Origin of the sequence: Luteimonas wenzhouensis (genome assembly GCF_007859305.1) — a bacterium.
Taxonomy (GTDB): Bacteria; Pseudomonadota; Gammaproteobacteria; order Xanthomonadales; family Xanthomonadaceae; genus Luteimonas; species Luteimonas wenzhouensis.
In genome coordinates this window covers 119,631-142,644 of the sequence record NZ_VOHE01000008.1, presented here as the reverse complement: position 1 = coordinate 142,644, position 23,014 = coordinate 119,631, and the positions used below count along the sequence as shown (strand labels likewise).

The window sequence follows — 23,014 nt, the reverse complement described above, 5'->3', positions numbered from 1 at the left end:
GGGCAACCTTCACGCCTTCCCGGTGCAACTGCCGCCACACCTTGCGCGCCCCGTAGGCCTGGCGGTTCTCTTGCCAGACCCGGTCGATCTGCGACGCCAGCGCCTGCTCCCGGTGCCAGCGTGGGGGTCTGCCTTGCAGCCGATCTTCCCGGCCACCGACGTAATCGCCGCCCGACGTACTACGACCACGCCAGCCGCCAGGTCGACCCGGTGCGCCAGCCGCCCGTTCACGCACCTCGGGTGCGTACCTCGTCAATTTGTTGCTCATGGGCTCCATCCTCTCAAGGTTTGGAGCCTCCGGGAAAGGCGGGGCGATTCACCAGGTCGATGACCTGCGCTTCGTGCTCCGACGCAGCGCGCGCCGCAAGACGATGCAGATCACCGTGGAGCGTGACGGGGAGCTGGTGCTGTCGGCGCCGCCCGAGGTGGACGAGGCCGCGCTGCGCGCCTTCGTGCTGGAGAAGCGCTTCTGGATCTACACCAAGCTGGCCGAGAAGGACCGCCTGCGGCGTCGGCTGCCGCGCAAGCAGTTCGTGGACGGCGAGGGCTTCCTGTACCTCGGGCGCAGCCATCGGCTCAAACTGGTGGGCCAGCAGGACGTTCCGCTCAAACTGACGGCGGGCCGCTTCTGCTTGCGCCGGGACGCTTTGCCCGTCGCGCGCGAGCACTTCATCCGTTGGTACTGCGAGCGTGCCAAGGCCTGGCTGTCCAACCGCGCTGCCGAGTACCAGTCACGCATGGAGGTGTCCCCGGCCGGCGTGAAGGTGCAGGACCTGGGCTACCGCTGGGGATCGTGTGGCAAGGGCGACTGGCTGTACTTCCATTGGAAGACGATCCTGCTGCCGGCGCGCATCGCCGAGTACGTGCTGGTGCACGAGATCGCCCACTTGCACGAGCCGCACCACACCCCTTCGTTCTGGTTGCGCGTCGAGCGCGCCATGCCCGACTATGCGCAGCGCAAAGTCCGGCTGGCCGAGCACGGAATCGATGTCGAAGGGATCTGAGAACGACGCCGCGTCGTCCGCTTTGCCGCAAAGCCGCTTCTACCCCACTCCTGTGTCCGCCTAGCGCTCGCGCCCGGAGTTCGCGGTCGAGCGCCGGCTGTGCGGCGCCGTGGCCGGCTGCTGTCGTTTGCCCACCGACCAGCGCGACATCACGTGTCGCTCCTTCTGCCGGCGCGACAGCGTGCCGCTGGGGATGGCGTAGTGGCTGACGGTGATGCCCTTCCTGCGCATCCGGGTGCGATCGCCGGCGAGCAGCGGGTGCCAGGATGGCAGCGGCTGGCCCCTGTGGACGCGGACGTAGGCGCAGGTGCCGGGCAGCCGATCCTGGTACCGGGGCACGGATACGGGCGTCAGCTCGTGGCAGGTCGGGACCCGGTGCAGCCGGTTCGCATAGTCGCGACAGCGGGCGGTGTCGATGTCCAGCAGTTCGCAGGCCACGCTGTAAACCGTGACCTCGCCGTCGGCCACGCGACGCTTGAGGCAGCACTGCCCACATCCGTCGCACAGGGCCTCCCACTCCCGGCGGTTGAGTTCTCCCAGGGAGTAGTGCTCCCAGAAGCGATCACGCAATTTTTCCGCTTACTCCCACTCTATTGTAAACAAGACATTTTTATCTTTTATATTCAATGGCTTATTTTCCTGCTAATTGGTAATACCATGAAAAATACCATGCTCAGAAAAGGCTTAACAATATTTTGAAAAATTGCCTACTGAGCGCTGCCGCACAGCTCCATAGGCCGCTTGCCTGGCTTTGCTTCCAGATGTATGCTCTTCTGCTCCTGCAGCTAATGGATCACCGCAAACAGGTTACTCGCCTGGGGATTCCCTTTCGACCCGAGCATCCGTATGAGACTCATGCTCGATTATTATTATTATAGAAGCCCCCATGAATAAATCGCTCATCATTTTCGGCATCGTCAACATAACCTCGGACAGTTTCTCCGATGGAGGCCGGTATCTGGCGCCAGACGCAGCCATTGCGCAGGCGCGTAAGCTGATGGCCGAGGGGGCAGATGTGATCGACCTCGGTCCGGCATCCAGCAATCCCGACGCCGCGCCTGTTTCGTCCGACACAGAAATCGCGCGTATCGCGCCGGTGCTGGACGCGCTCAAGGCAGATGGCATTCCCGTCTCGCTCGACAGTTATCAACCCGCGACGCAAGCCTATGCCTTGTCGCGTGGTGTGGCCTATCTCAATGATATTCGCGGTTTTCCAGACGCTGCGTTCTATCCGCAATTGGCGAAATCATCTGCCAAACTCGTCGTTATGCATTCGGTGCAAGACGGGCAGGCAGATCGGCGCGAGGCACCCGCTGGCGACATCATGGATCACATTGCGGCGTTCTTTGACGCGCGCATCGCGGCGCTGACGGGTGCCGGTATCAAACGCAACCGCCTTGTCCTTGATCCCGGCATGGGGTTTTTTCTGGGGGCTGCTCCCGAAACCTCGCTCTCGGTGCTGGCGCGGTTCGATGAATTGCGGCTGCGCTTCGATTTGCCGGTGCTTCTGTCTGTTTCGCGCAAATCCTTTCTGCGCGCGCTCACAGGCCGTGGTCCGGGGGATGTCGGGGCCGCGACACTCGCTGCAGAGCTTGCCGCCGCCGCAGGTGGAGCTGACTTCATCCGCACACACGAGCCGCGCCCCTTGCGCGACGGGCTGGCGGTATTGGCGGCGCTGAAAGAAACCGCAAGAATTCGTTAACTGCACATTCGGGATATTTCTCTATATTCGCGGTTCAGCAGGCATGTCCCCTTTGAGGGCGACCCGACGACAGGATAATCGACCTTATGGTGCGCAAATATTTCGGCACAGACGGTATTCGTGGCAAAGCCAACGAAGGCGCGATGACGGCGGAAACCGCCTTGCGCGTCGGCATGGCGGCTGGCCGTGTCTTTCGTCGCGGTGACCACCGCCATCGTGTCGTGATCGGCAAGGATACGCGCCTGTCGGGCTATATGCTTGAACCCGCGCTCACAGCCGGTTTCACCTCGATGGGCATGGACGTATTCCTTTTTGGCCCGCTGCCGACAACGTATAGGAAGAATAAACGCCCTTTTCACCCAAGTCCAACAGCTTTGGACCGCAGTTGACTCTTTCGACACCCCTGCGATGCAACCCAATCCGGCTGACGGGGAGCCAGCAACGCTGAAAATTTACCCTCCTCTTTCCCACTAGCGGCTCCTTTTCCGACAACCAGCACGGCGGATCCCTGCCGCGGCGCTGTGAACGCAGCATTTTGATTGGTATCGTTGGCCTTCAGGCTCGTCAGTCAAACAGACCCAGGAGCAGCTCAGCCGGTGGCGCCCGGCTTTCGGGTAACGCCCTGGTCCCGCTGGTTTCGGCTTTGTGCTTCAGGTGATCAAGGATCTGCTTGATCACTATAGGGTCTTCAATGCAGGCGATGACTTTCATGGCGCCGCCGCAGCCGCTGCAGGTCTCGATGTCGATATTGAAAACACGCTTGAGCCGTTGCGCCCATGTCATCGACGCTCGCCGTTGTGCTGGTGTTGCCGGTTCATCAGCCACCCTGACCTTGTTGCCCCTGCCCCGTTTTGCCGGCGTGACCAACGCCCGGTGCCGACTGTTGGGTGCGAACACCCCGTGGAAGCGGGTTAGGTTGACTCTGGGCTTCGGTACCAGGGCGGCCAGCCTTGCAATGAAATCCAATGGTTCGAAAATGACGTGCGTGGTGCCGTCCCGGTACGGCGTCTTGAGCTGGTAGCGCACGTTGCCGCCTCGTGTTAACGACAGCCGCTTCTCGGATACCGCCGGGCGGCTGATGTACCGGCACAGCCGTTCGAGCTTCTTGCGTTCATCGGCCCTGGCCGCCACGCCGGCGTGCAGGCTGGACCCGGCTACCTTGCCAATCCCGTCACCGAACGGATCACCACTGGTCGGCAGAGTTTGCAAAGTGAACACCTTTCGCCCCGCCTGTGAACCGACAGCGATACGGTAAGTGATCGAGTGCCCCAGCAGGGGTGTCATCGGGTCGTCATCCACCGCATCCGAGGCCAGATAGCTGTTTTCGACATCCCGTTCCAGCAGGCCTTGCCGTTCCAGATAGCGACCCACCCGGTGGGCGATGGTGTGCGTCAGCTGGGTGAGCTCTGGGCTGGTCGGCGCCTTGACCCAGCGGAAACGCGCTGAGCCGTGGGATTGCTCGACATACACACCGTCGAGAAACAGCATGTGGAAGTGAACATTCAGATTGAGCGCCGATCCAAAACGCTGGATCAGGGTGACCGCGCCCGTCTTGGCCACTTGGTGGGTATGGCCCGCTTTCTTGACCAGGTGCGTGGCAATGACGCGGTAAACGATGCCCAGCACCCACCCCATGATCTCGGGCCGGCTGGCAAACAGGAAACGCAGCTGAAACGGGAAGCTCAACACCCACTGACGCATGGGTTGTTCAGGCAGTACTTCATCAACCAGCAAGGCGGCACTTTCGGCCATCCGCCGCGCCCCACAGCTCGGGCAGAAACCGCGACGCTTACAGCTGAAAGCGACCAGGTGCTCGGCGTGGCAAGACTCGCAGCGAACCCGTAGAAAGCCATGCTCCAGCCGCCCGCATTGGAGAAATTCTTCAAATTCCCGTTGCACATAGCCCGGCAATTCCTTTCCCTGCTCTGCCATAAGCGCAGCGAATGCCGGGTAATACTCGTCAACGATCTGATAGAGAAGGGTTTGCTCGGGTCGGTGGCTCTGGTAACGACCAGTATCCCGATCCCGGCTGGCCGTCCTGGCCGCCACATGAGGCATGTTCCGCGTCCTTGCAATACTGTGTTTACATACAGTCTATCGCTTAGCGGAAAGTTCTTTTACCCTCAGCCGAAATGCCTGCCGTTGCTAGACATTGCCAGCCAGTGCCCGTCACTCCCACTCGATCGTCGCCGGCGGCTTGCCACTGATGTCATACACCACGCGCGACACGCCACGCAGCTCGTTGATGATCCGGTTCGACACCCGGCCCAGGAAGTCGTACGGCAGGTGCGCCCAGTGGGCGGTCATGAAGTCGATGGTCTCCACCGCGCGCAGGGCGATCACCCACTCGTAGGCGCGGGCATCGCCCACCACGCCCACCGACTTCACCGGCAGGAACACGGCGAAGGCCTGGCTGACCTTGTCGTACAGCTCGGCCTTGCGCAGTTCCTCGATGAAAATGGCGTCCGCGCGGGCCAGCAGCTCGGCGTATTCGCGCTTCACTTCACCCAGGATGCGCACGCCCAGGCCCGGGCCGGGGAAGGGGTGGCGGTAGACCATGGTGCGCGGCAGGCCGAGTTCCACGCCCAGGCGGCGCACCTCGTCCTTGAACAGTTCGCGCAGCGGTTCGACCAGGCCGAGCTTCATGTGCTCGGGCAGGCCGCCGACGTTGTGGTGGCTCTTGATGACGTGGGCCTTGCCGGTGCCGCTGCCGGCCGACTCGATCACGTCGGGGTAGATCGTGCCCTGCGCCAGCCACTTGGCGTTCTTCAGCTTGGCCGACTCTTCCTCGAAGATCTCGATGAAGAGGTTGCCGATGATCTTGCGCTTGGCCTCGGGGTCGGCGACGCCCTCGAGCGCCTTGAAATAGCGGTCGGCGGCGTCGACGCGGATCACCTTGACGCCCATGTGCTCGGCGAACATCGCCATCACCTGGTCGCCTTCCTGCCAGCGCAGCAGGCCGGTGTCGACGAACACGCAGGTCAGCTGCTCGCCGATGGCCTTGTGCAGCAGCGCGGCCACCACCGAGGAATCGACGCCGCCCGACAGGCCGAGGATCACCTCGTCGCCCCCCACCTGCTCGCGCACGCGGGCGATCTGGTCCTCGATGATGTTGGCCGCGGTCCACAGCGTGCGGCAGCCGCACACGTCGACCACGAAGCGGCGCAGCAGGGTCTGGCCCTGCAGGGTGTGGGTCACCTCGGGGTGGAACTGCACGCCGTACCAGCGGCGCTCCTCGTTCGCCATGGCGGCGACCGGGATGCGGTCGGTGGCGGCGGTGACGGTGAAGCCGGGCGGCACGCGGGTGACGTGGTCGCCGTGGCTCATCCACACGTCCAGCCGCGACTGGCCGGCATGGTCGGTGAGCCCGGAGAACAGCGCATCGGCGTGGACCACGTCGACCTCGGCATGGCCGTATTCGCGCTGGTCGCCGGCCTCGGTGGCGCCGCCCAGCTGCGCGGCCATCGTCTGCATGCCGTAGCAGATGCCCAGCACCGGCAGGCCGCTGTCGAACACCACCTGCGGCGCGGACGGCGCGCCCGGCACGGTGGTGGATTCGGGGCCGCCGGAGAGGATGATGCCCTTCGCCCCGTACGCCGCGATCTCGGCCGGGTCGTGGTCCCAGGCCCAGATCTCGCAGTACACGCCGATCTCGCGGATGCGGCGCGCGATCAGCTGGGTGTACTGCGCGCCGAAGTCGAGGATCAGGATCTTGTCGGTATGGATGTTGGTCATGGACGCGGCGGTCGATGCGGTGGCGGGCCGCGGCCGGCGGCCCATGCAGAAAGGGGAACGGGCGTGCCCGTTCCCCTTCGGTCGGCCTCAGCCGATCTGGTAGTTCGGCGGCTGCTTGGTGATGGTCACGTCGTGGACGTGGCTCTCGCGCTGGCCGGCGCCGGTGATGCGCACGAACTTCGGCCTGGTGCGCATCTCCTCCACCGTGGCGCAGCCCACGTAGCCCATCGTCGCGCGCAGGCCGCCGGCCAGCTGGTGGACGATGCCGCTCAGGGGGCCGCGGTACGGCACCCGGCCCTCGATGCCTTCGGGCACCAGCTTGTCGACGTCGCTGGCGTCCTGGAAGTAGCGGTCCTTCGAGCCCTTCTCCATCGCCCCCAGCGAGCCCATGCCGCGGTAGCTCTTGTAGGTGCGGCCCTGGAACAGTTCGACCTCGCCCGGCGATTCCTCGGTGCCCGCGAACAGGCCGCCGATCATCACCGTCGACGCACCGGCGGCCAGCGCCTTGCCGATGTCGCCCGAATAGCGGATGCCGCCGTCGGCGATCAGCGGGATGCGGTCCTGCAGCGCCTCGGCCACCATGTCGATCGCGGTGATCTGGGGTACGCCGACGCCCGCCACCACGCGCGTGGTGCAGATCGAGCCCGGGCCCACGCCCACCTTCACCGCATCCGCGCCGGCGTCCATCAGCGCCAGCGCGGCGTCGCCGGTGACGATGTTGCCGCCGATCACCTGCACCTTCGGGAAGTTCTTCTTCACCCAGGCCACGCGGTCGATCACGCCCTGCGAGTGGCCGTGCGCGGTGTCCACCACCAGCACGTCCACGCCGGCGGCCACCAGCGCCGCCACGCGCTCGTCGGTGTCGCCGCCGACGCCGACCGCGGCGCCGACCAGCAGCTGCTCGTCGGCATCCTTGGCCGAGTTCGGGTTGTCCTGCGCCTTCTGGATGTCCTTGACGGTGATCAGCCCGCGCAACTCGAAGTCGTCGTTGACCACCAGCACCTTCTCGATGCGGTGCTTGTGCAGCAGGGCGATGACCTCGTCGTCGGACGCGCCTTCCTTGACCGTGACCAGGCGGTCCTTCTTGGTCATGATGTTCCTGACCGGGTCGTCGAGCTTCTTTTCGAAGCGCATGTCGCGGCCGGTGACGATGCCCACCAGCTGGCCGTCCTCGACCACCGGCACGCCGGAGATGTTGCGCGCGCGGGTGAGCCGGAGCACCTCGCCGATGGTGGTCGTCGGGTCGACGGTGAACGGTTCGCGGATCACCCCCGCCTCGAAGTTCTTGACCCGCGCGACCTCGGCGGCCTGCTGCTCGGCGGTCATGTTCTTGTGGATGATGCCGATGCCGCCCAGCTGGGCCATGGCGATCGCCAGGCGCGCCTCGGTGACCGTGTCCATCGCCGCCGAGACGATCGGCAGGTTCAGGCGCAGGTCGCGGGTAAGCCGGGTGGCGAGGGAGACGTCCTTGGGCAGGACGGCGGAGTGGGCGGGGACGAGGGAAACGTCGTCGTACGTCAGTGCTTCAGCCTGGATGCGGAGCATCGGCAGTCCCGGGGGCGGTGGGGAAGCACGACATTATACCGCGCCGCGGGGACGCCGGCAGCGGCCCGGCCACGGCGTTCGCCACGGCAGTGCCCGGCCCACCCCGCTGCGCAGGCGGCGGCGGACGGCTCCGCGCCACCCCGGCCGCGGCGCCGACGCCCGGCCGGTCGCCAGCCCCTAGCCCGCGCGCCGCGGCCGCGCGAACTCGCGGGCCAACAGCCACACCGCCCCGGCCAGGTACGGCAGGCACGCGGGGACCCACATCACCAGCCCGGCCAGCTGCTGGTCCAGCAGCACGTCCAGTCCGAGCTCCGGCGCCCTCGCCGCGTAGTGCGGGTACAGCGGACGGCGCGAGAAGGTGAGCAGCGCGCCGAGGAACCCCATCTGCATCATCACCGCCACGATCGCCACGGCCCCGGCGAGCGCGCCGCCGCTGGCATCGTCGCGCAGGCGCTGCCACAGCAGGGTCCACAGCCACAGTCCGGCGCCCAGGAAGCTGCCGTGCATCAGCCAGTGCACCGGTTCGCTGGCCAGCGCCAGCGCCAGCGCGGCGGGCAGGTGCCAGCCCCACATCACGGCAACGTTGGCCAGGGTCGCCGCGGCCAGCGAACGCAGCATGGGCACCGCGCAGGCCCGTGCGACCGCGTGCAGCGCGCGCGCGCCGGCCGCCGGCAGCGCGGCCGCGAGCGCGGCGCGCGGACGCGCGGCCAGCAGCAGCGGCGGCGCCACCGCCAGCAGCAGCATGTGCTGGGCCATGTGCGCGGCCAGCGACCAGTCGCCCAGCGCGTCGAACGGCCAGACCGTGGCCAGCAGCAGCGCCAGCACCCCGGCCGCGGCCGCCAGCGCCTGCGGGCGGGAAATGCCGCGCCCGGCATGGCCCCCGGCCCACAGGCGCCACAGCCCGCGCCCGTACAGTCCGGCGAACAACAGCAGCGGCACCAGCACCAGCGGCGAGAGCGTCCACGCCTCGGCCAGGCCGGGCACTCCGTGGCCGGCGTCGTGGGCGACGGCCGGACCCGCGCCGGCCAACAGCCCCGCCGTCGCCGGCCGCCTCCAGCGGACGGATCCACGGGCCGTGCACGCTGCCTGCCCCAGCATGGACCGTCCTCCCCGCCGCGGACCGACGACGTGCTGTTCTGGCTCAAGGTCGCCCACATCGCCGCGGTGGCGGTCTGGTTCACCGGGCTGCTGCTGTTGCTGCGGCTGTTCGCCACGCGCCGCCGCGGCGGCCGCGAGGCGCGGCCCGACTTCTTCGATCCGGTCGCGAACCGGCTGTTCTTCCGCGTCGCCACCCCGGCCGGCGTGCTGGCGATCGCGCTGGGGATGTCGCTGATCCCAGGGGCCCAGTCCGGCGCCTGGCTGCTGGCCAAACTGTGCCTGGTGGCCCTGGTGGTCCTCGTGCACCTGTGGTCCGGCGCCCACCTGCACGCGCTGGGCAAGGGGCGGGCCCGCGGCCGCGTGCTGCCGGCCGTGCTCGGCTGGACCCCGCTGCTGTTGCTGCTGGCGATCGCCGCCCTCACCGGCGCCAAGCCGCGCACGCTCGGCGACCTGCCGCCGCCGGGCGCCGGGGCATCCGCGGAGGCGGATCATGGGTCCGGCTCCTCGTTGCCGGACGCAGGCTCTTCCTCCCGCTCGCGGTGGCCGTAGACGCCGATCCCATGGCCGAAGCTGAGCGTGCCGCCCAGCCAGCCCACCACCCCCACCATGCCCGCGGTCGGTGCCGACTGCAGCAGCGCCCAGTACCCGGTCGCGGCCGGGTCGGGCCAGCGCAGCCAGACGCCGGCCGCCGCCAGCGCCAGCAGCATCACCCCGGCGATGAAGTGGTTCCAGGCCGACACGTGGCGCCGCGCCACGCGGATCAGGAACATGTCGCAGATGCCCAGCACCGCGGCCAGCAGGCCGCCCGCCAGGCCCACCAGGTTGAGCCACCAGGCCACGTCGGCCCAGAACGCGTCCCCGGTCCACAGGTAGGCGATGTCCGCGGGCAGGAGCAGGGTCAGGCAGGCGATCGGGTAGACCACCGCGATCGGGTGCAGCGGATGGCGGTGGATCGCCACCCGGCTTTCCACCGTGGGGCTGCGTTGCCGGGGAACCGGCTGCTTCAGCGTCCTGCGCATGGCCACCTCACTCGCACGGGTGCAGCAACAGCGCCGGCAGCACGGTGAACCCCATCGCCACCAGCGCCAGCACGCAGAGCATCGCCACCAGGCGCGCGGTGAAACGGCGGCCCGCGTCGTCGCCGGCGGCGGCCACCACGCGCCGCGCCCGCAGCCCGATCCAGGCCACGGTGGCGAATGCGGCCACGGTCAGCGCGCCCATCCCCCACCAGGCCGAGGCCGGCGACCAGCCGCGCCCGCACACCAGCCCCTGCAGCGAATACACCACGAAAAAATGCAGCCCCCAGGCCAGGAACGCGCTGGCGATCCAGCTCAACCGGCGCGGGCGCGACAGGCCGCTCATTGCAGCACCGGGAACAGGTGGATGACCGCCCAGCCGATCGCGGCCTGCACCACCGCATAGCGCAGGAAGGCGTGCGCCACGCGCCATTCCAGCGGGCGCGCCGCATCGACCAGCCGCCGCCCGATGCGCGCGCACACATGCACGCACAGCAGCGCCGCGACCAGCAGGTGGACGGCGCAGAAGCCGGCAAGGGTCCAGACCACTGATGCATAGGCATGCGCCTGCGGAGCGCCGGACGCGACCACCAGCAGCGGCAGCTCGACGCCGACCGACGCGATCATCGCCACCGACGCCAGGAGCGCCGGCACCACCATCCGCCGGCGCCGCTTCGCACCGCCGGCCAGCGCCGCCGATCCCACCGCCCCGCACAGCCAGGCCAGCGCCAGCATCGCCAGCGCCAGCCAGTGCCCGAAGCCGGGGCTGCCCTCGCCCATGCCCCGCGGCGGCCAGCCGTCGCTGCCCAGCCACAGGTAGAAGTAGGCGAACACCAGCGAGGCGAACAGCGAGCCCAGGATCAGCATCGCCACCACCACCGCCCACCACCCGGGGGCGTTGCGGCAGGCGTACTGCGACGGCAGCTCCACGCCATCGCCCGCCTGCACCGTGCGCGGCGCGCCCGGCCAGCCCGTGGTCCAGGCCCAACGGCACAGCAGCGCCAGCAGCGGCGCCAGGCAGGCGGCCGCGGCCAGGTACCAGCCGGCGATGAAGCAGGCGAGCAGCAGCGCGACCACGCCGGCGCAGGCCAGCGGCAGCCAGGACGAGGACGACAGGAACACCACCTGCTCCGGGCGCGCGGAGACGATGCCGGTGCCCAGGAGCTCGCGGCGGCCGCGCGCCGGGTCGCCGAGCCATCCATCGCTGCGCGCCACGCGCGCGGCCAGGCCGCGGTCGCGCCATAGCGGATAGGCGTCGTCCACCTCCGGCACGGATGCGAAGTTGTAGTTCGGCGGCGGCATCGGCACCGCCCATTCCAGGGTGCCGGCGCGCCAGGGATTGGCGCGCGCGCGTCGGCCATGGACGAAGCACAGGCCGACGTCGAACAGGATCGCAACGATGCCGACCGCCAGCACGAACCCCCCAGCGGTGGACAGCAGGTTGAGCCATTCCACGCCCAGCAACGGCGAATAGGTGTACACGCGCCGCGGCATCCCCAGCAGCCCGGTGAGGTGCATCGGCACGAAGGTCAGGTGGAAGCCGACGACCACCAGCCAGAACGCGGTGCGGCCCAGGCGCTCCGACGGCATCCGCCCGCTGGCCAGCGGCAGCCAGTAGTACAGCCCCGCGAACAGCGGGAACATCAGCCCGCCGATCAGCACGTAGTGCAGGTGCGCGACCACGAAGTGGGTGTCGTGGGCCTGCCAGTCGAACGGCACGAAGGCCAGCATCACCCCGGTCAGCCCGCCGAGCACGAACACCACGAAGAAGCCCAGGACGTGCAGCATCGGCAGCCGCAGCCAGGGTCGGCCCGACCACAGGGTGGCGATCCACGCGAACACCTGGATCGAGGTCGGGATCGCCACCGCCATGCTGGCCGCGCTGAAGAAGGCCAGCGCCAGCAGCGGGATGCCGACCGCGAACATGTGGTGCACCCACAGCCCGAAGCTCAGGAAGCCGGTGGACACCAGCGCCAGCACGATCCATGCATAGCCCGCCACCGGCCGCCGGGCGAAGGTCGGCACCACCATCGACACCACGCCGGCCGCCGGCAGGAAGATGATGTAGACCTCGGGATGGCCGAACAGCCAGAACAGGTGCTGCCACAGCAGCGGGTCGCCGCCCAGCGCCGGGTCGAAGAACACGAAGCCGAAGGCGCGCTGCAGTTCGAGCAGGAGGCTGGCCAGGATCAGCGGCGGAAAGCCCAGCGCGATCATGAACGCGGTGACCAGGATCGCCCAGGCGAACAGCGGCATGCGCCGGATGTCCATGCCCGGCGCGCGGGTCAGCAGCACTGCCACGATCAGGTCCACCGCCCCGGTCACCGCCGCGATCTCGGCGAAGGTCACGCCGATCAGCCAGAAGTCCGGCCCCTTCCCTGGCGAGAACGTGGCGTCGGTGAGCGGCACGTACATGAACCAGCCGCCGTCGGGCGCGGCGTCGAACAGCAGGCTCGAGTACAGGAACAACCCGCCGAACAGGTAGCACCACCAGCCGAACGCGCTCAGCCGGGGGAACGGCAGGTCGCGCGCGCCGAGCATCTTCGGCAGCAGGTACATCGCGAAGCCTTCCATCACCGGCACCGCGAACAGGAACATCATCGTGGTGCCGTGCAGGGTCACGAACTGCGCGTAGCGCTCCGGATCGAGCACCTGCGCGTCGGACCAGGCCAGCTGCAGGCGGATGAACATCGACAGCAGGCCGCCCACCAGCATGAAGGCCAGGCCGGTGACGATGAAGCGCAACGCGATGGTGCCGTGGTTGACCGCGGTCAGCTGCCCGCGCAGCCCCGGCGCGTTGGCCCAGATCCGCTCCAGCGCCCGCAGGCGGCGCGCGGGGTCGTCGGACGCGGCCGCGTTCACCGCCCCGCCCCGCCGGCATCGGTGCCCGCGCGGTCCTCGAGCCAGCGGGCGTAGGCGCCGGGCTCCAGGACGCTCACCTCGAAGGCCATCAGCGCATGCTCCAGGCCGCAGAACTCCGCGCACTGCCCGCGGATCGGACCGGCCCGGTCGGCGCGCAGCCGCAGCACGTTTCGGCGGCCGGGGATCGCATCGATCTTGCCGCCCAGGCGCGGGATCCAGAAGCTGTGGATGACGTCCTGGCTGTCGACGTGGAACTCGACCATCCGGCCCAGCGGCATCGCCAGCTCGTCGATCGAGGTGGCCACCACCCCGCCGTCCTCATCGAGGTACTCGAACTCCCAGTACCACTGGCGCGCAGTGACCCGGACCAGATGCTCGGCCTGCGGGCCCGCACCGGTGATGCGGTCGCTGGCAAGCGTGCCGTAGACCAGCAGCGCGGACAGCAGGCTGGCGGGCAGGACCACGCCGCCGGCCACGATCAGGCGCCGTCCCGCCGCCGGCTGCAGGCGGCGGCGGCGGCGCATCGCCAGCGCCGCGAGCGCGAGCACCAGCAGCCAGGCGACGAGTGCCCCGGTGGCCATGAGCCACCAGCCCTGTGCGATCGCCCCGGCGGCGGGCCCGGCCGGATCCAGCGCCGACTGCGGCCCCGCGCAGGCGGTCGCGGACACCACCACGCAGGCCACGCCCCGGGTTGCACGCCGATGCCACTCGATGTTCCCACCCTCCCGGGGCCGTCGCAGGCGCGGCCCGTGCACAGGTGGACGCAGTCTGCCGGGGCTGTCGTGAAGCCGCTGCGAGCCGGATCCAGCGGAACGCGATGGGTCCATCGAATGGATTCGAAGCGGCGGACTGCCCCCACCCCAACCCTCCCCCGCTTGCGGGGGAGGGAGCGGGTGTCGCGAGCGGGGCGAGGGGTGACGACTGTGCGCCCCTTCCCCCGCTTGAACTCGTGCGGGTACGGTTCTGTCCCCTCCCCGCGATGGCGGGCTCAGGCGCCGTCAGGGCGCTGCGATCGCTTCCAGCGCTTCGGTCGCTTCGATCGTGTTCTGCATCAGCGTGGCCACCGTCATCGGGCCCACGCCGCCCGGCACCGGGGTGATCCAGCTGGCGCGCCGCGCCGCGGCCTCGAACTCGACGTCGCCGGTCAGGCGGCCATCCTCGAGCCGGTTGATGCCCACGTCGATCACCACCGCGCCAGGCTTCACCCAGTCGCCCGGGATCAGCCCCGGGCGGCCGACCGCCACCACCAGGATGTCGGCTTCGCCCACGTGCCGCCGCAGCACCTCCGGCGGGGTGAACTTGTGGCAGCTGGTCACCGTGCAGCCGGCGATCAACAGCTCCAGCGCCATCGGCCGGCCGACGTGGTTGCTCACGCCCACGATCGTGGCGCTGCGACCGCGCACAGGCCGGTCGGTGTAGGCCAGCAGCGTGGTGATGCCGCGCGGCGTGCACGGGCGCAGGCCGAACTGGCGCAGCGCCAGGTGGCCGACGTTCTCGGGATGGAAGCCGTCGACGTCCTTGCGCGGATCGATGCGGTGGATCAGGCGGGTCGCATCGCAGATCCCCGGCAGCGGCAGCTGCACCAGGATCCCGTGCACCGCCGGGTCGGCGTTGAGCCGGTCCACCAGATCCAGGAGCTCGGCCTCGCTGGTCCCGGCCGGGAGGTCGAAGTCGAACGCCCGGATGCCGACCTTCTCCGCCGCGCGGCGCTTGTTGCGCACGTAGGACTGCGAGGCCGGATCGTCGCCCACCAGCACCACCGCCAGGCCCGGTCGCGGCAACCCGGCCGCGACCCGCGCGTCCACGCGCAGGCGCAGTTCGTCGAGCAGGGAATCGGCGATGCGCTTGCCGTCGAGGATGCGTGCGGTCATGCCATCGTGGAGGCGGGGAACGGGAATGCGTATTGTCTCACGTCGCCCACCCAAGCCAAGGAGCCCGCATGGACCCGAGCGCCGAGGATACCGCCCGGATCGAGGCCGCGGTCTTCCGCCGCCTGCGCGACCACCTGGTACGCGTGCGGCCGGACGTGCAGAACATCGACCTGATGATCCTCGCCGGCTTCTGCCGCAACTGCCTGGCCGACTGGTATAGCGAGGCGGCCGCGGAACACGGCGTCGCGCTCGACAAGGACCAGGCACGCGCGATCGTGTACGGCGAGCCGTTCGACCAGTGGAAGGCCCGCCACCAGCGCGAGGCGACGCCGGAGCAGCTGGCCGCGTTCGAGGACGCCCGCCGGCGCCACGGCTGACCCGGGCCCGCGCCGGGCCAGACCCGCGTGCGGTGGCAACGGCGACCGCCGCCGACACTTCCCGGGAAGGCGGTCGCCAGGCGCCCGCCGCGTGCCTCGACGAGGCGGCTCAGTGGCCAGCGGGACGCACGGGGCAACGCGGCAGGCCCACCTCGGGATCGCAGTGGTTGCAGCAGCGTTGCGGCGTGACCTCGGGAGCGCCTCCCGGCGCCGGCGCCGGCACTCCTGCCGGGGTGGCACCGGGCCCGGGTGGCACGGGAGGCGGTGGCGCCAGCGCGGCCAGGTCGGCCGCCGGCCGCAGCTGCAGCAGTACCGACCAGTCCTGGCGGTTGAGGTCGCAGGCGTAAACGCTTTCGGGGCTGCAGTCGGGATCTCCCGGCTGGCGCATGGGCAGATCCTGGAACCGGTCGCCGGGCGTCAGCGCCAGCCGGCGCATGGCCACGGTATCGTGCACGTTGCCGCCAACCAGGTGCGCGATGCGGCGGCGGTCGGGACCGATCGTGATCCCCACCACGATGTCGCAATGCATGCCCAGGCCCGGCTCGCCGTTGCTGAGCACGGCGGCCAGTTCGCCGAACCCGTACACCCGTGCCGCGCCGCGCACGAAGCACAGCATGTCGCCCGTGCGCACCTGGGTGGCCAGCGGATTGGCCACGCGATAGGGGCTCTGGAACGGCTCGCGATAGGCCCGGCGCACGTACTGGAGGTGGTTGGCGGCGGGATGGAAGCCGGGCACGCCCGCGCGGCGCATCACCCAGGAGACGAATGCCGCCGACCAGGGCGTGTCGAGGACGAAGGTGCGGCACGAGGGCAACGGCGTGGCCGCATACGCGCAGTCGCCGGCGCCGACCTGCCACAGCAGCCCGCTGCCGCGCCAGTACTCCACCACCCGCTGCCAGGCCGGCTGCCCGTCGGCCAGCTGCGAACGCGCGGCCTCGCGCACCGGGACCGGGCCGATCCGGCCGTCGGTGTCGATGAACGGGCGGTACCAGGCGCGATGCTCGGCGCAGGCGGCCGCGGCGATCCGCGGCCCCGCCTCGGGCGAGCGCGCGGCGTCGGCCGGCAGCAACTGGCATGGATCGGGCGCCGCGGCCGCGACGGCCGGCCAGAGGCAGAGCCAGGCCAGGACGAACAGGGCGATGCGCAAATGCATGGGCTTCCTCGCTGGGACATGCGGGCGGCATCGCTGCCGCACCTTCCGATGGCACCCGGCGACGCTAGCACAGCCCCGGTGCACAGCGGCATCGCGGACGCGGCGGTGGCGTCGCGGGCCGCGCGCGGCCGGCCTACTGACCTGCGCAGAACGCCTCGTAGTCGATGTAGCCCGGGAACTCCACGCCGGGGGCGCACACCGGGCAACCGGGATCGGGCGGCAGCCGCGTTTCGCGGAACCGCATCGCCAGCGCGTCGAAATGCAGCAGGCGACCGGCCAGCGGTTCGCCCAGCTGCAGCAGCAGCTTGAGGGCCTCGGTGGCCTGGAGCATGCCGACCACCCCGGGCAGTACCCCGAGCACGCCGGCCTCGCTGCAGTTGGGCGCGGCCTCGGGCGGCGGCGGCTCCGGGAACAGGCAGCGGTAGCACGGCGCTACGCCGCGCTGGCGGCCCGCATCGAATACGCCCACCTGCCCCTCGAAACGGTGCACCGCCCCGTACACCAGTGGCTTGCGCAGCTGCACGCAGGCATCGTTGAGCAGGTAGCGCACGGCGAAGTTGTCGCCGCCGTCGACCACCACGTCCGCGTCCGCCAGCAGGCGCTCGACGTTGTCCGAGGTCAGGCGCTCGCGCACCGCCTCGATCGCCACCCGCGGGTTGAGCGCCGACAGCCGGGTCCGGGCCGACTCGACCTTGGGCAGGCCGGTGTCCGCGTCCACGTGCAGGATCTGGCGCTGCAGGTTGCTGCGGTCGACCACGTCGTCGTCGACCAGCCGCAGCTGCCCCACCCCGGCCGCGGCCAGGTAGAAGGTCGAAGGCGAGCCGAGCCCGCCGGCCCCGACCACGACGACGCTGGCGGCCTCCAGTCGCCGCTGGCCGCGCGCGCCGATTTCCGGAAGCCGCAGGTGGCGCGAGTAGCGTTCGTGGAAATCCTCGTCCACGCCAGCCTCGGGCCGGGTCAGCGGCAGGCCCTCGGCCTGCCACATCGCGGTACCGCCGCGCACCGAACACACCCGCTGGTAGCCCAGGCGGAGCAGCTGGTCGGCCGCCAGCATCGAACGGCCGCCGCTCTGGCAGATCAGCACGATGTCCGCGTCCTGCCCCGGCAGGTAGCTGTGCGGCGCGGCCTCGAGCTCGGCGCGGGCCACGCCGATCGCGCCCTCGGCCATCCCGAGCGCGCGTTCGTGGTCCTCGCGCACATCCACCAGCACCGCGCCGCGGGCTAGGCGGTAGCTGGCTTCGCGTGGGCTGATCTCCTTCGCCATGCGCCGATTATCGCGCCCCGCCCGCGGCCTGGGTGAACACCGGCCGGGTCAGCACGGCAACACCTCGACCACGCTCCCGGCCGGATAGCTGCGCACGCCCTCGGGCAGCACGATCAATACATCGGCATCGGCCGCCGCGCGCATCCGGTGGGAACCGTCGGCCGGGTCGGGTTCGACCCGCAGGGCAGCTTCGGCATCGCACGACAGGCGTCCGCGCAGGAATTCGCGGCGTTCGTGGCGCTTGTCCCAGGGAGCGGACAGGCGCGCCCGCCACGCCGCGCGCGGCCCCCGCCCCTGCAGTCCGTCGAGCAGCGGCCGCGCCAGCGCCACGAAAGTGGCCAGCACCGATACCGGGTTGCCCGGCAGGCACAGGAACAGCGCCGGGCCGAGGGTGCCGCCGTCGGCCAGCAGCACCGGCATGCCCGGGCGCATCCTCACCTTCCAGAAATGCACGCGGCCGCGCCGGTGCAGCAGTTCCGGCAGCGGGTCCTTCTCCCCCGCCGACACGCCGCCGCAGGTCAGCACCAGGTCGAAGGCCTCGCCGGCGTGGCGCAAGGCCGACTCGACCACGGCCGGATCGTCCGGCAGCGTCGGCCAGGCCACCGGCTCCAGGCCTTCGGCACGCAGCAGTCCCATCAGCAGTTCGCGGTTGGAGTTGTAGATCTGTCCCGGCCCCAGCGGCATGCCGGGCTCGACCAGTTCGTCGCCGGTGCAGAACACGGCCACCGTGGGCGGCCGCACCACCTCCACCGCCTCGATGCCCTGGGCCGCCAGCAGCGCCAGCCGCGCCGGCGTGAGCCGCTGCCCGGCGGTAGCCAGCAAGGCGCCCTCCTCCACGTCCTCGCCGCGGCGGCGCACGTGGCGTCCGGGCCCGGGATCGGCCAGCGCCCGCACCCGGCCATCCACCACCTCGGCCTGCTCCTTGATCAGCACCGTGTCGGTGCCCTCGGGCAACGGCGCGCCGGTGGTGATGCGCACGCACCCGCCAGGGCCCGGCGGCGGCGCGGCCGGGCCGCCGGCGAACTGCTCGCCCCGCAGGTCCAGCCAGCCGTCGCCCGCGGCGAGGTCGGCGTGGCGCAACGCGAATCCGTCCATCGCCGAGTTGTCGAAGCCGGGCACCGCGATCCGCGCCCGGACCTCGCCCGCCAGCACCCGGCCATGGGCGCGGGCAAGCGCCAGGGTCTCGTTCGGCAGCCGGCGCTCGCGCGCCACGCGTTCGATGATCCCGCGGGCCAGGGAAAAGTCGATGGGAGTCGAAGCGCTGTCCCGGGTCATGGTTCCTCCACCTGGACGCCCGCGGCGCGCAGGTCACCGGGCGTGTTGAGGTTGCCCAGGCGCACGCCGTCCAGCCGGACCTCGGCCATCCCGAGCCGCGCCTGGAGCGCGTGCACCGCATGTTCGCGCGCGGCCAGCGCGGTGGCCACCGCGTCGCGCAGCGCCCCGGTCCGCCACAGCGCGACCAGCGGCTGGGGGCCGTGGCCGTCGTGCAGGCGCGCGCCATTGGCGGCGCGGCCGCTCGCCAGCGCCTGCAGCAGGCCGCCGGGGACCTCCACCACGTCCACCGGCAGGGTCAGCAGCCAGGGCGCGCGGCAGGCGGCCGCCAGCGCGTCGAGCGCACCGATCGGCCCGGCGTCGGCCACCCGGTCGGGCACCGCGGCCAGGCCGTGGGCGGCGTAGCGGGCAAGATCGCGGTTGGCGCTGACGAGGACATGGTCCACGTCCCCGGCGAGCGCGCGCGCCAGGCGCAGCACCTGCGGCTGGCCTTCACGCTGCAGCCAGGCCTTGTCGAGCCCGCCCAGGCGCCGCGCCCGACCGCCGGCCAGCAGCCCGAGGACGAGCCCGCCACGCGCGATCGCGTCCGCCATGCCGCCCCGCCTCAGCGGCCGCGCCTGGCGTGCCGGATCAGGCGCTTGCGCCGGGCCTGCTGGCGCTCGGTGAGCACGTTCTTGCGGCCGCGGTAGGGGTTCTCGCCCTCCTTGAACACGAACCGCACCGGGGTGCCGACCAGCTTGAAGCGCTTGCGGAAGAAGTTCTCCAGGTAGCGCGTGTAGCTGTCCGGCAAGGTCCGCAAGCGGCTGCCGTGGACGACGAAGGTGGGCGGATTGGCGCCGCCCGGGTGGGCGAAACGCAGCTTGGGGGCGTGACCGCGCACCGCCGGCGGCGGGCTGGACTCGTAGGCGATCTCGAGCGCGCGCGTCACTTCCGCGGTGCTGAAGGTGCGCGTGGCCGAGGCATGGGCGCGATGGATGGCGCGGAACAGCTCGCGCAACCCCGAGCCGTGCAGGGCGCTGATCCGCACCGATTCGGCCCAGGGCACGAACGCCAGCCGGCGCGAGAGCAGCGCCTCGGTCTGCTCGCGCTGGTAGCTGCTCAGCCCGTCCCACTTGTTGATCGCGATCACGAGCGCGCGCCCGGCGTCGAGCACCGCGCCGAGCACGCTGGCGTCCTGCTCGGTGACGCCCTCGCTGGCGTCGAGCAGGATCACCGCCACCTGGCATTCCTCGATCGCCTGCAGGGTCTTGATGATCGAGAACTTCTCCACCGCTGCCTCGACCCGCGACTTGCGGCGCAGGCCGGCGGTGTCGATCAGGCGGTACTTGCGGCCGTCGCGCTCCAGGTCCACCGCGATCGAGTCGCGGGTGGTGCCGGGCACGTCGGAGGCGATCATCCGCTCCTCGCCGAGGATCCGGTTGACCAGGGTGGACTTGCCGACGTTGGGCCGGCCGACGAAGGCCACCCGGATGCGGTCGGGATCCTCGTCCAGGACTTCGGCCGCGCCCTCCTCCGGCAGCCGGCCCTGGATCTCCTCGAGCAGGGAACCGATGCCCTGCCGGTGCGAAGCCGACACCGCGTGGGCGTCGGCGACGCCGAACCGGGCGAACTCGGCCAGGGCGGCCCGGCTGTCCAGGCCATCGGTCTTGTTCACGACCAGCAGCATCGGGCGGCCGGACTTGCGCAGCCAGGCCAGGATCTCCTCGTCCAGCGCGGACACGCCCTCGCGGCCATCGACCACGAACAGCACCAGGTCGGCCTCCTCGGCGGCGGCACGCGCCTGGCGGGCAGTGGCGCCGGCCAGGCCCTGGTCCTCGCCGGCGATCCCGCCGGTATCCACCACCACGAACGCCCGCTGGCCGTCCGGCCGGCACACGCCATAGTGGCGGTCGCGGGTCACCCCCGGCTCGTCGTGCACGAGGGCGTCGCGGCTGCGCGTGAGGGCGTTGAACAGCGTCGACTTGCCGACGTTGGGGCGCCCGACGAGGGCGACGGAAGGAAGCATGGCGCTCGGTCGATTCGGAATGGGACTAGCGTAACGCGCCACGTGCGCCGGACCGCGGAGCGACGCGGACGTTCGCGCACCCGCCGGGAAGGCGCCCGACCGCCGGGCTGGAACCGCGGCGACCGGGCACCCGCCGGCGTGGTGGCGACTGCGGGCCTACTGCACCCGCCAGGCGGTCAGGTCGCCCTTGATGTTCTGCACCACCAGGATGCCGTCGGCCACCACCGGCGCACCCTTGATCGCGGCGCGGCCCGCGCGCTGGCGGGCGGCGAACTCGCCGTTGTCCAGGCGCAGCCAGTGCAGGTAGCCCTCGAAATCGCCCACCACCACATAGTCCCCGTGCACGGCGACCCCGCTCAGGTTGCGCCGCGCCAGGCCGGGCTGCTCCCATACCGCGCCGCCGGAACTGCGGTCCAGGGCCCAGACCGAACCGTTCCGGTCGGACACCAACACCCTGTCGATCGCCAGCCCCGGACGGCCGGGACCGCCGCGGTCGCTGGCCCAGATCGGACGCCCGCTGGGGGCATCGATGGCCACGGTGGACTGCTTGTAGCTGCTGGCGTAGAGCACGGTGCCGTCGAGCACCGGAGTGCCGTCGACGTCGGCCATGCGGTCGAGTTCGGTGCGACCGTCGGGCTGCGCGACCGGCAGGTCCCACAGTTCGCGGCCGTCGGCCAGGGACACCGCGGCGACGGTGCCGTCGTCGTTGCCCACGAACATCAGGCCCGGGCCCAGCACCGGTGCATCGTTGCCGCGCACGGTCAGGCTCGGCAGCTCCTTGGTCCAGAACCAGCGCCGCTGCCCGTCCTCGGCGTCGAAGGCGCTCACCCGGCCGTCGTTGGAACGCACGAACACCAGCCCCTGGCCGATCACCGGCGGCGCGATCACCTCGTTGGGGACCTGCGCCTGCCAGCGCTCGGCGCCGGTGGCCGCGTCGAGCGCCACCACCTCGCCCTTGAGCCCGCCGACCACCACCAGCCCGTCGCCCGCCCCGGGGCCGCCGCTCAGCCGCAGGTCCGAGCGGTAGTGCCAGAGCACCGCGCCGGTCTGCAGGTCCAGCGCACGGACGCCGCCGTCGACCGCCGCGGCGTACACGCGGCCGTCGGCGATCGCCGGCGCCTGGCGCACGCCCAGCCGGTCCTCGCCCTTGCCGACGCTGGCCGACCAGATCCGGGTGACGCTGGCGCTGGGCGTGAAGTCGACCAGCTCGGCCGGCTCGCTGGCGCGCTTGGCGGCCTTCTTTTCCTCGTCCCCGCCGAACCAGCCGCGGATGGTGCTGCAGCCGGCCAGCACGGCGGCGCAGGCGAGCACCACGACCATGCGGCCGGCGATGCGCCGCCACTGGCGCGGCACGGCCGCGGACGGATGGATGGACGGCTTCATCAGGATTCAGTCCCCGCCGGGTCCGGCGTGCCGCCGACCTGGCCCAGTTTGAGTTCGAGCAGCATGCGCTGCGGCGCGGCCACGTCGAGCCGGCGCAGCGCCTGTTCGTATTCGGTGCGCGCCTGCTCGCCACGCCCGAGCGCGAAATGGGCATCGCCACGGGTCTCGAGCGCCCCCGGGTCGTCGGCCCCGGCGAGCAGCGAAAGCGCCTCCTCGGCCTGGCCGGCATCCACCAGCAGGCGCGCCAGGCGGTGACGGATGATCGCCGCCAGCCCCGGATCGTCGCTGGACGCGGCGCGCAGGGTGTCGATGGCCGCGTCGCGGTCGCCGGCCTCGAGCTGGCCCTTGGCCAGGGCCAGCGCCAGCAGCGGCGCGTAGGCGGTCCCGGCCAGGTCGCCGGCCTCGCGGGAGGCCTGCTCCAGGTCGCCGGCTTCGATCGCGCGCACCACCTGGTCGTAGGCCTCGCCCAGCGCCACGCGCGCCTCGTGCTGGCGCTGCGTCCACCACTTGCCGCCACCGATCAGCGCCAGCCCCAGGACCAGTCCTCCGACCAGCCCGAGGGCGTTCTCCTTCAGCCAGGTACGGACCTTCTCGCCTTGTTCGTGCTCGTCGAGCAGTTCATCCAACGCCATCGTCTACTGCCAGTGGGGTCCTGTCCGCGGCCTGTGGCGGGACAAGCACAGCGATCGGGAAACGCCCGGCACGGGGCCGGGCGCGCGTTCCATCG

General features: G+C 70.6%; 22 protein-coding genes and 1 pseudogene. 5 read left to right on the top strand and 18 right to left on the bottom strand.

Annotation, left to right across the window (positions count from 1 at the left end):
• Positions 1-91: pseudogene (locus FQY79_RS15705) on the bottom strand (IS3 family transposase); the annotation flags it as partial.
• Positions 92-341: 250 nt separating this feature from the next.
• Here FQY79_RS15705 and FQY79_RS13585 point away from each other — a divergent pair.
• Positions 342-1,004, top strand: a complete 663-nt coding sequence (locus FQY79_RS13585; RefSeq protein ID WP_222434289.1) for a M48 family metallopeptidase — start codon at positions 342-344, stop codon at positions 1,002-1,004.
• Positions 1,005-1,064: 60 nt separating this feature from the next.
• On the opposite strand, the gene FQY79_RS13580 is transcribed toward FQY79_RS13585, so the two are convergent.
• Positions 1,065-1,574: a CxxCxxCC domain-containing protein gene (locus FQY79_RS13580; protein ID WP_146313440.1), complete on the bottom strand. Its 510-nt coding sequence runs from the start codon at positions 1,572-1,574 to the stop codon at positions 1,065-1,067.
• A 316-nt stretch (positions 1,575-1,890) separates the two neighbouring features.
• On the opposite strand from FQY79_RS13580, the gene sul2 reads away from it, so the two are divergent.
• Together sul2 and FQY79_RS13565 are read left to right on the top strand one after the other, a co-directional pair.
• Complete coding sequence (gene sul2 / locus FQY79_RS13570; protein ID WP_001043260.1) at positions 1,891-2,706, top strand: sulfonamide-resistant dihydropteroate synthase Sul2; 816 nt, start codon at positions 1,891-1,893, stop codon at positions 2,704-2,706.
• 86 nt (positions 2,707-2,792) lie between these two features.
• Complete coding sequence (locus tag FQY79_RS13565) at positions 2,793-3,095, top strand: phosphoglucosamine mutase (RefSeq protein WP_000251875.1); 303 nt, start codon at positions 2,793-2,795, stop codon at positions 3,093-3,095.
• A gap of 175 nt (positions 3,096-3,270) precedes the next feature.
• On the opposite strand, the gene FQY79_RS13555 is transcribed toward FQY79_RS13565, so the two are convergent.
• The 4 genes from FQY79_RS13555 to FQY79_RS13540 all read right to left on the bottom strand — a co-directional run bounded on the left by FQY79_RS13555 (position 3,271) and on the right by FQY79_RS13540 (position 8,970).
• Positions 3,271-4,764, bottom strand: a complete 1,494-nt coding sequence (locus tag FQY79_RS13555) for an IS91-like element ISCR2 family transposase (protein ID WP_001120888.1) — start codon at positions 4,762-4,764, stop codon at positions 3,271-3,273.
• A 111-nt stretch (positions 4,765-4,875) separates the two neighbouring features.
• Complete coding sequence (gene guaA / locus FQY79_RS13550; protein WP_146313439.1) at positions 4,876-6,441, bottom strand: glutamine-hydrolyzing GMP synthase; 1,566 nt, start codon at positions 6,439-6,441, stop codon at positions 4,876-4,878.
• Positions 6,442-6,528: 87 nt separating this feature from the next.
• Positions 6,529-7,986 (bottom strand): IMP dehydrogenase, encoded by a 1,458-nt coding sequence (guaB, locus tag FQY79_RS13545; protein ID WP_146313438.1) that lies wholly within the window; start codon positions 7,984-7,986, stop codon positions 6,529-6,531.
• A gap of 177 nt (positions 7,987-8,163) precedes the next feature.
• Positions 8,164-8,970, bottom strand: a complete 807-nt coding sequence (locus FQY79_RS13540) for a cytochrome c oxidase assembly protein (protein ID WP_246123126.1) — start codon at positions 8,968-8,970, stop codon at positions 8,164-8,166.
• Between the two features lie 144 nt (positions 8,971-9,114).
• On the opposite strand from FQY79_RS13540, the gene FQY79_RS13535 reads away from it, so the two are divergent.
• Complete coding sequence (locus FQY79_RS13535) at positions 9,115-9,633, top strand: CopD family protein (RefSeq protein WP_246123125.1); 519 nt, start codon at positions 9,115-9,117, stop codon at positions 9,631-9,633.
• Here FQY79_RS13535 and FQY79_RS13530 read toward each other — a convergent pair.
• The 5 genes from FQY79_RS13530 to folD form a co-directional block, all read right to left on the bottom strand.
• Entirely contained in the window at positions 9,573-10,103 is a 531-nt protein-coding gene (locus tag FQY79_RS13530) for a DUF2231 domain-containing protein (RefSeq protein ID WP_146313435.1), read from the bottom strand. The two genes, FQY79_RS13535 and FQY79_RS13530, sit on opposite strands and share 61 nt — an antisense overlap.
• 7 nt (positions 10,104-10,110) lie before the next feature.
• Positions 10,111-10,446, bottom strand: a complete 336-nt coding sequence (locus FQY79_RS13525) for a hypothetical protein (RefSeq protein WP_146313434.1) — start codon at positions 10,444-10,446, stop codon at positions 10,111-10,113.
• The gene (gene ctaD, locus FQY79_RS13520) at positions 10,443-12,962 is read right to left on the bottom strand and encodes a cytochrome c oxidase subunit I (protein WP_146313433.1); all 2,520 of its coding nucleotides are present in this window, start codon (positions 12,960-12,962) and stop codon (positions 10,443-10,445) included. The genes FQY79_RS13525 and ctaD overlap by 4 nt, the downstream gene beginning before the upstream one ends.
• Positions 12,959-13,645, bottom strand: coding sequence for a cytochrome c oxidase subunit II (gene coxB / locus FQY79_RS13515; protein WP_246123124.1), 687 nt, complete (start codon positions 13,643-13,645; stop codon positions 12,959-12,961). The genes ctaD and coxB overlap by 4 nt, the downstream gene beginning before the upstream one ends.
• 315 nt (positions 13,646-13,960) lie before the next feature.
• Positions 13,961-14,833 (bottom strand): bifunctional methylenetetrahydrofolate dehydrogenase/methenyltetrahydrofolate cyclohydrolase FolD, encoded by an 873-nt coding sequence (gene folD / locus FQY79_RS13510; protein WP_146313431.1) that lies wholly within the window; start codon positions 14,831-14,833, stop codon positions 13,961-13,963.
• A 68-nt stretch (positions 14,834-14,901) separates the two neighbouring features.
• Here folD and FQY79_RS13505 point away from each other — a divergent pair, with 68 nt between their 5' ends.
• Positions 14,902-15,210 (top strand): DUF1244 domain-containing protein, encoded by a 309-nt coding sequence (locus FQY79_RS13505; RefSeq protein ID WP_146313430.1) that lies wholly within the window; start codon positions 14,902-14,904, stop codon positions 15,208-15,210.
• Positions 15,211-15,319: 109 nt separating this feature from the next.
• Here the strand turns inward: FQY79_RS13505 and FQY79_RS13500 are convergent, their stop codons facing one another.
• The 7 genes from FQY79_RS13500 to FQY79_RS13470 all read right to left on the bottom strand — a co-directional run bounded on the left by FQY79_RS13500 (position 15,320) and on the right by FQY79_RS13470 (position 22,919).
• Entirely contained in the window at positions 15,320-16,363 is a 1,044-nt protein-coding gene (locus tag FQY79_RS13500) for a DUF2272 domain-containing protein (protein ID WP_146313429.1), read from the bottom strand.
• Between the two features lie 133 nt (positions 16,364-16,496).
• Complete coding sequence (gene moeB, locus FQY79_RS13495) at positions 16,497-17,627, bottom strand: molybdopterin-synthase adenylyltransferase MoeB (RefSeq protein WP_146313428.1); 1,131 nt, start codon at positions 17,625-17,627, stop codon at positions 16,497-16,499.
• A gap of 48 nt (positions 17,628-17,675) precedes the next feature.
• Positions 17,676-18,902, bottom strand: a complete 1,227-nt coding sequence (locus FQY79_RS13490) for a molybdopterin molybdotransferase MoeA (protein ID WP_146313427.1) — start codon at positions 18,900-18,902, stop codon at positions 17,676-17,678.
• Complete coding sequence (gene mobA, locus FQY79_RS13485) at positions 18,899-19,492, bottom strand: molybdenum cofactor guanylyltransferase (protein WP_146313426.1); 594 nt, start codon at positions 19,490-19,492, stop codon at positions 18,899-18,901. The genes FQY79_RS13490 and mobA overlap by 4 nt, the downstream gene beginning before the upstream one ends.
• An 11-nt stretch (positions 19,493-19,503) precedes the next feature.
• On the bottom strand, positions 19,504-20,904 hold the full coding sequence (gene der / locus FQY79_RS13480; RefSeq protein WP_146313425.1) for a ribosome biogenesis GTPase Der: 1,401 nt from the start codon (positions 20,902-20,904) through the stop codon (positions 19,504-19,506).
• Positions 20,905-21,060: 156 nt separating this feature from the next.
• Positions 21,061-22,287, bottom strand: a complete 1,227-nt coding sequence (bamB, locus tag FQY79_RS13475) for an outer membrane protein assembly factor BamB (protein ID WP_425463210.1) — start codon at positions 22,285-22,287, stop codon at positions 21,061-21,063.
• The gene (locus FQY79_RS13470) at positions 22,287-22,919 is read right to left on the bottom strand and encodes a YfgM family protein (protein ID WP_146313424.1); all 633 of its coding nucleotides are present in this window, start codon (positions 22,917-22,919) and stop codon (positions 22,287-22,289) included. Before FQY79_RS13470 ends, bamB begins: the two co-directional genes overlap by 1 nt.
• Positions 22,920-23,014: the final 95 nt, after the last annotated feature.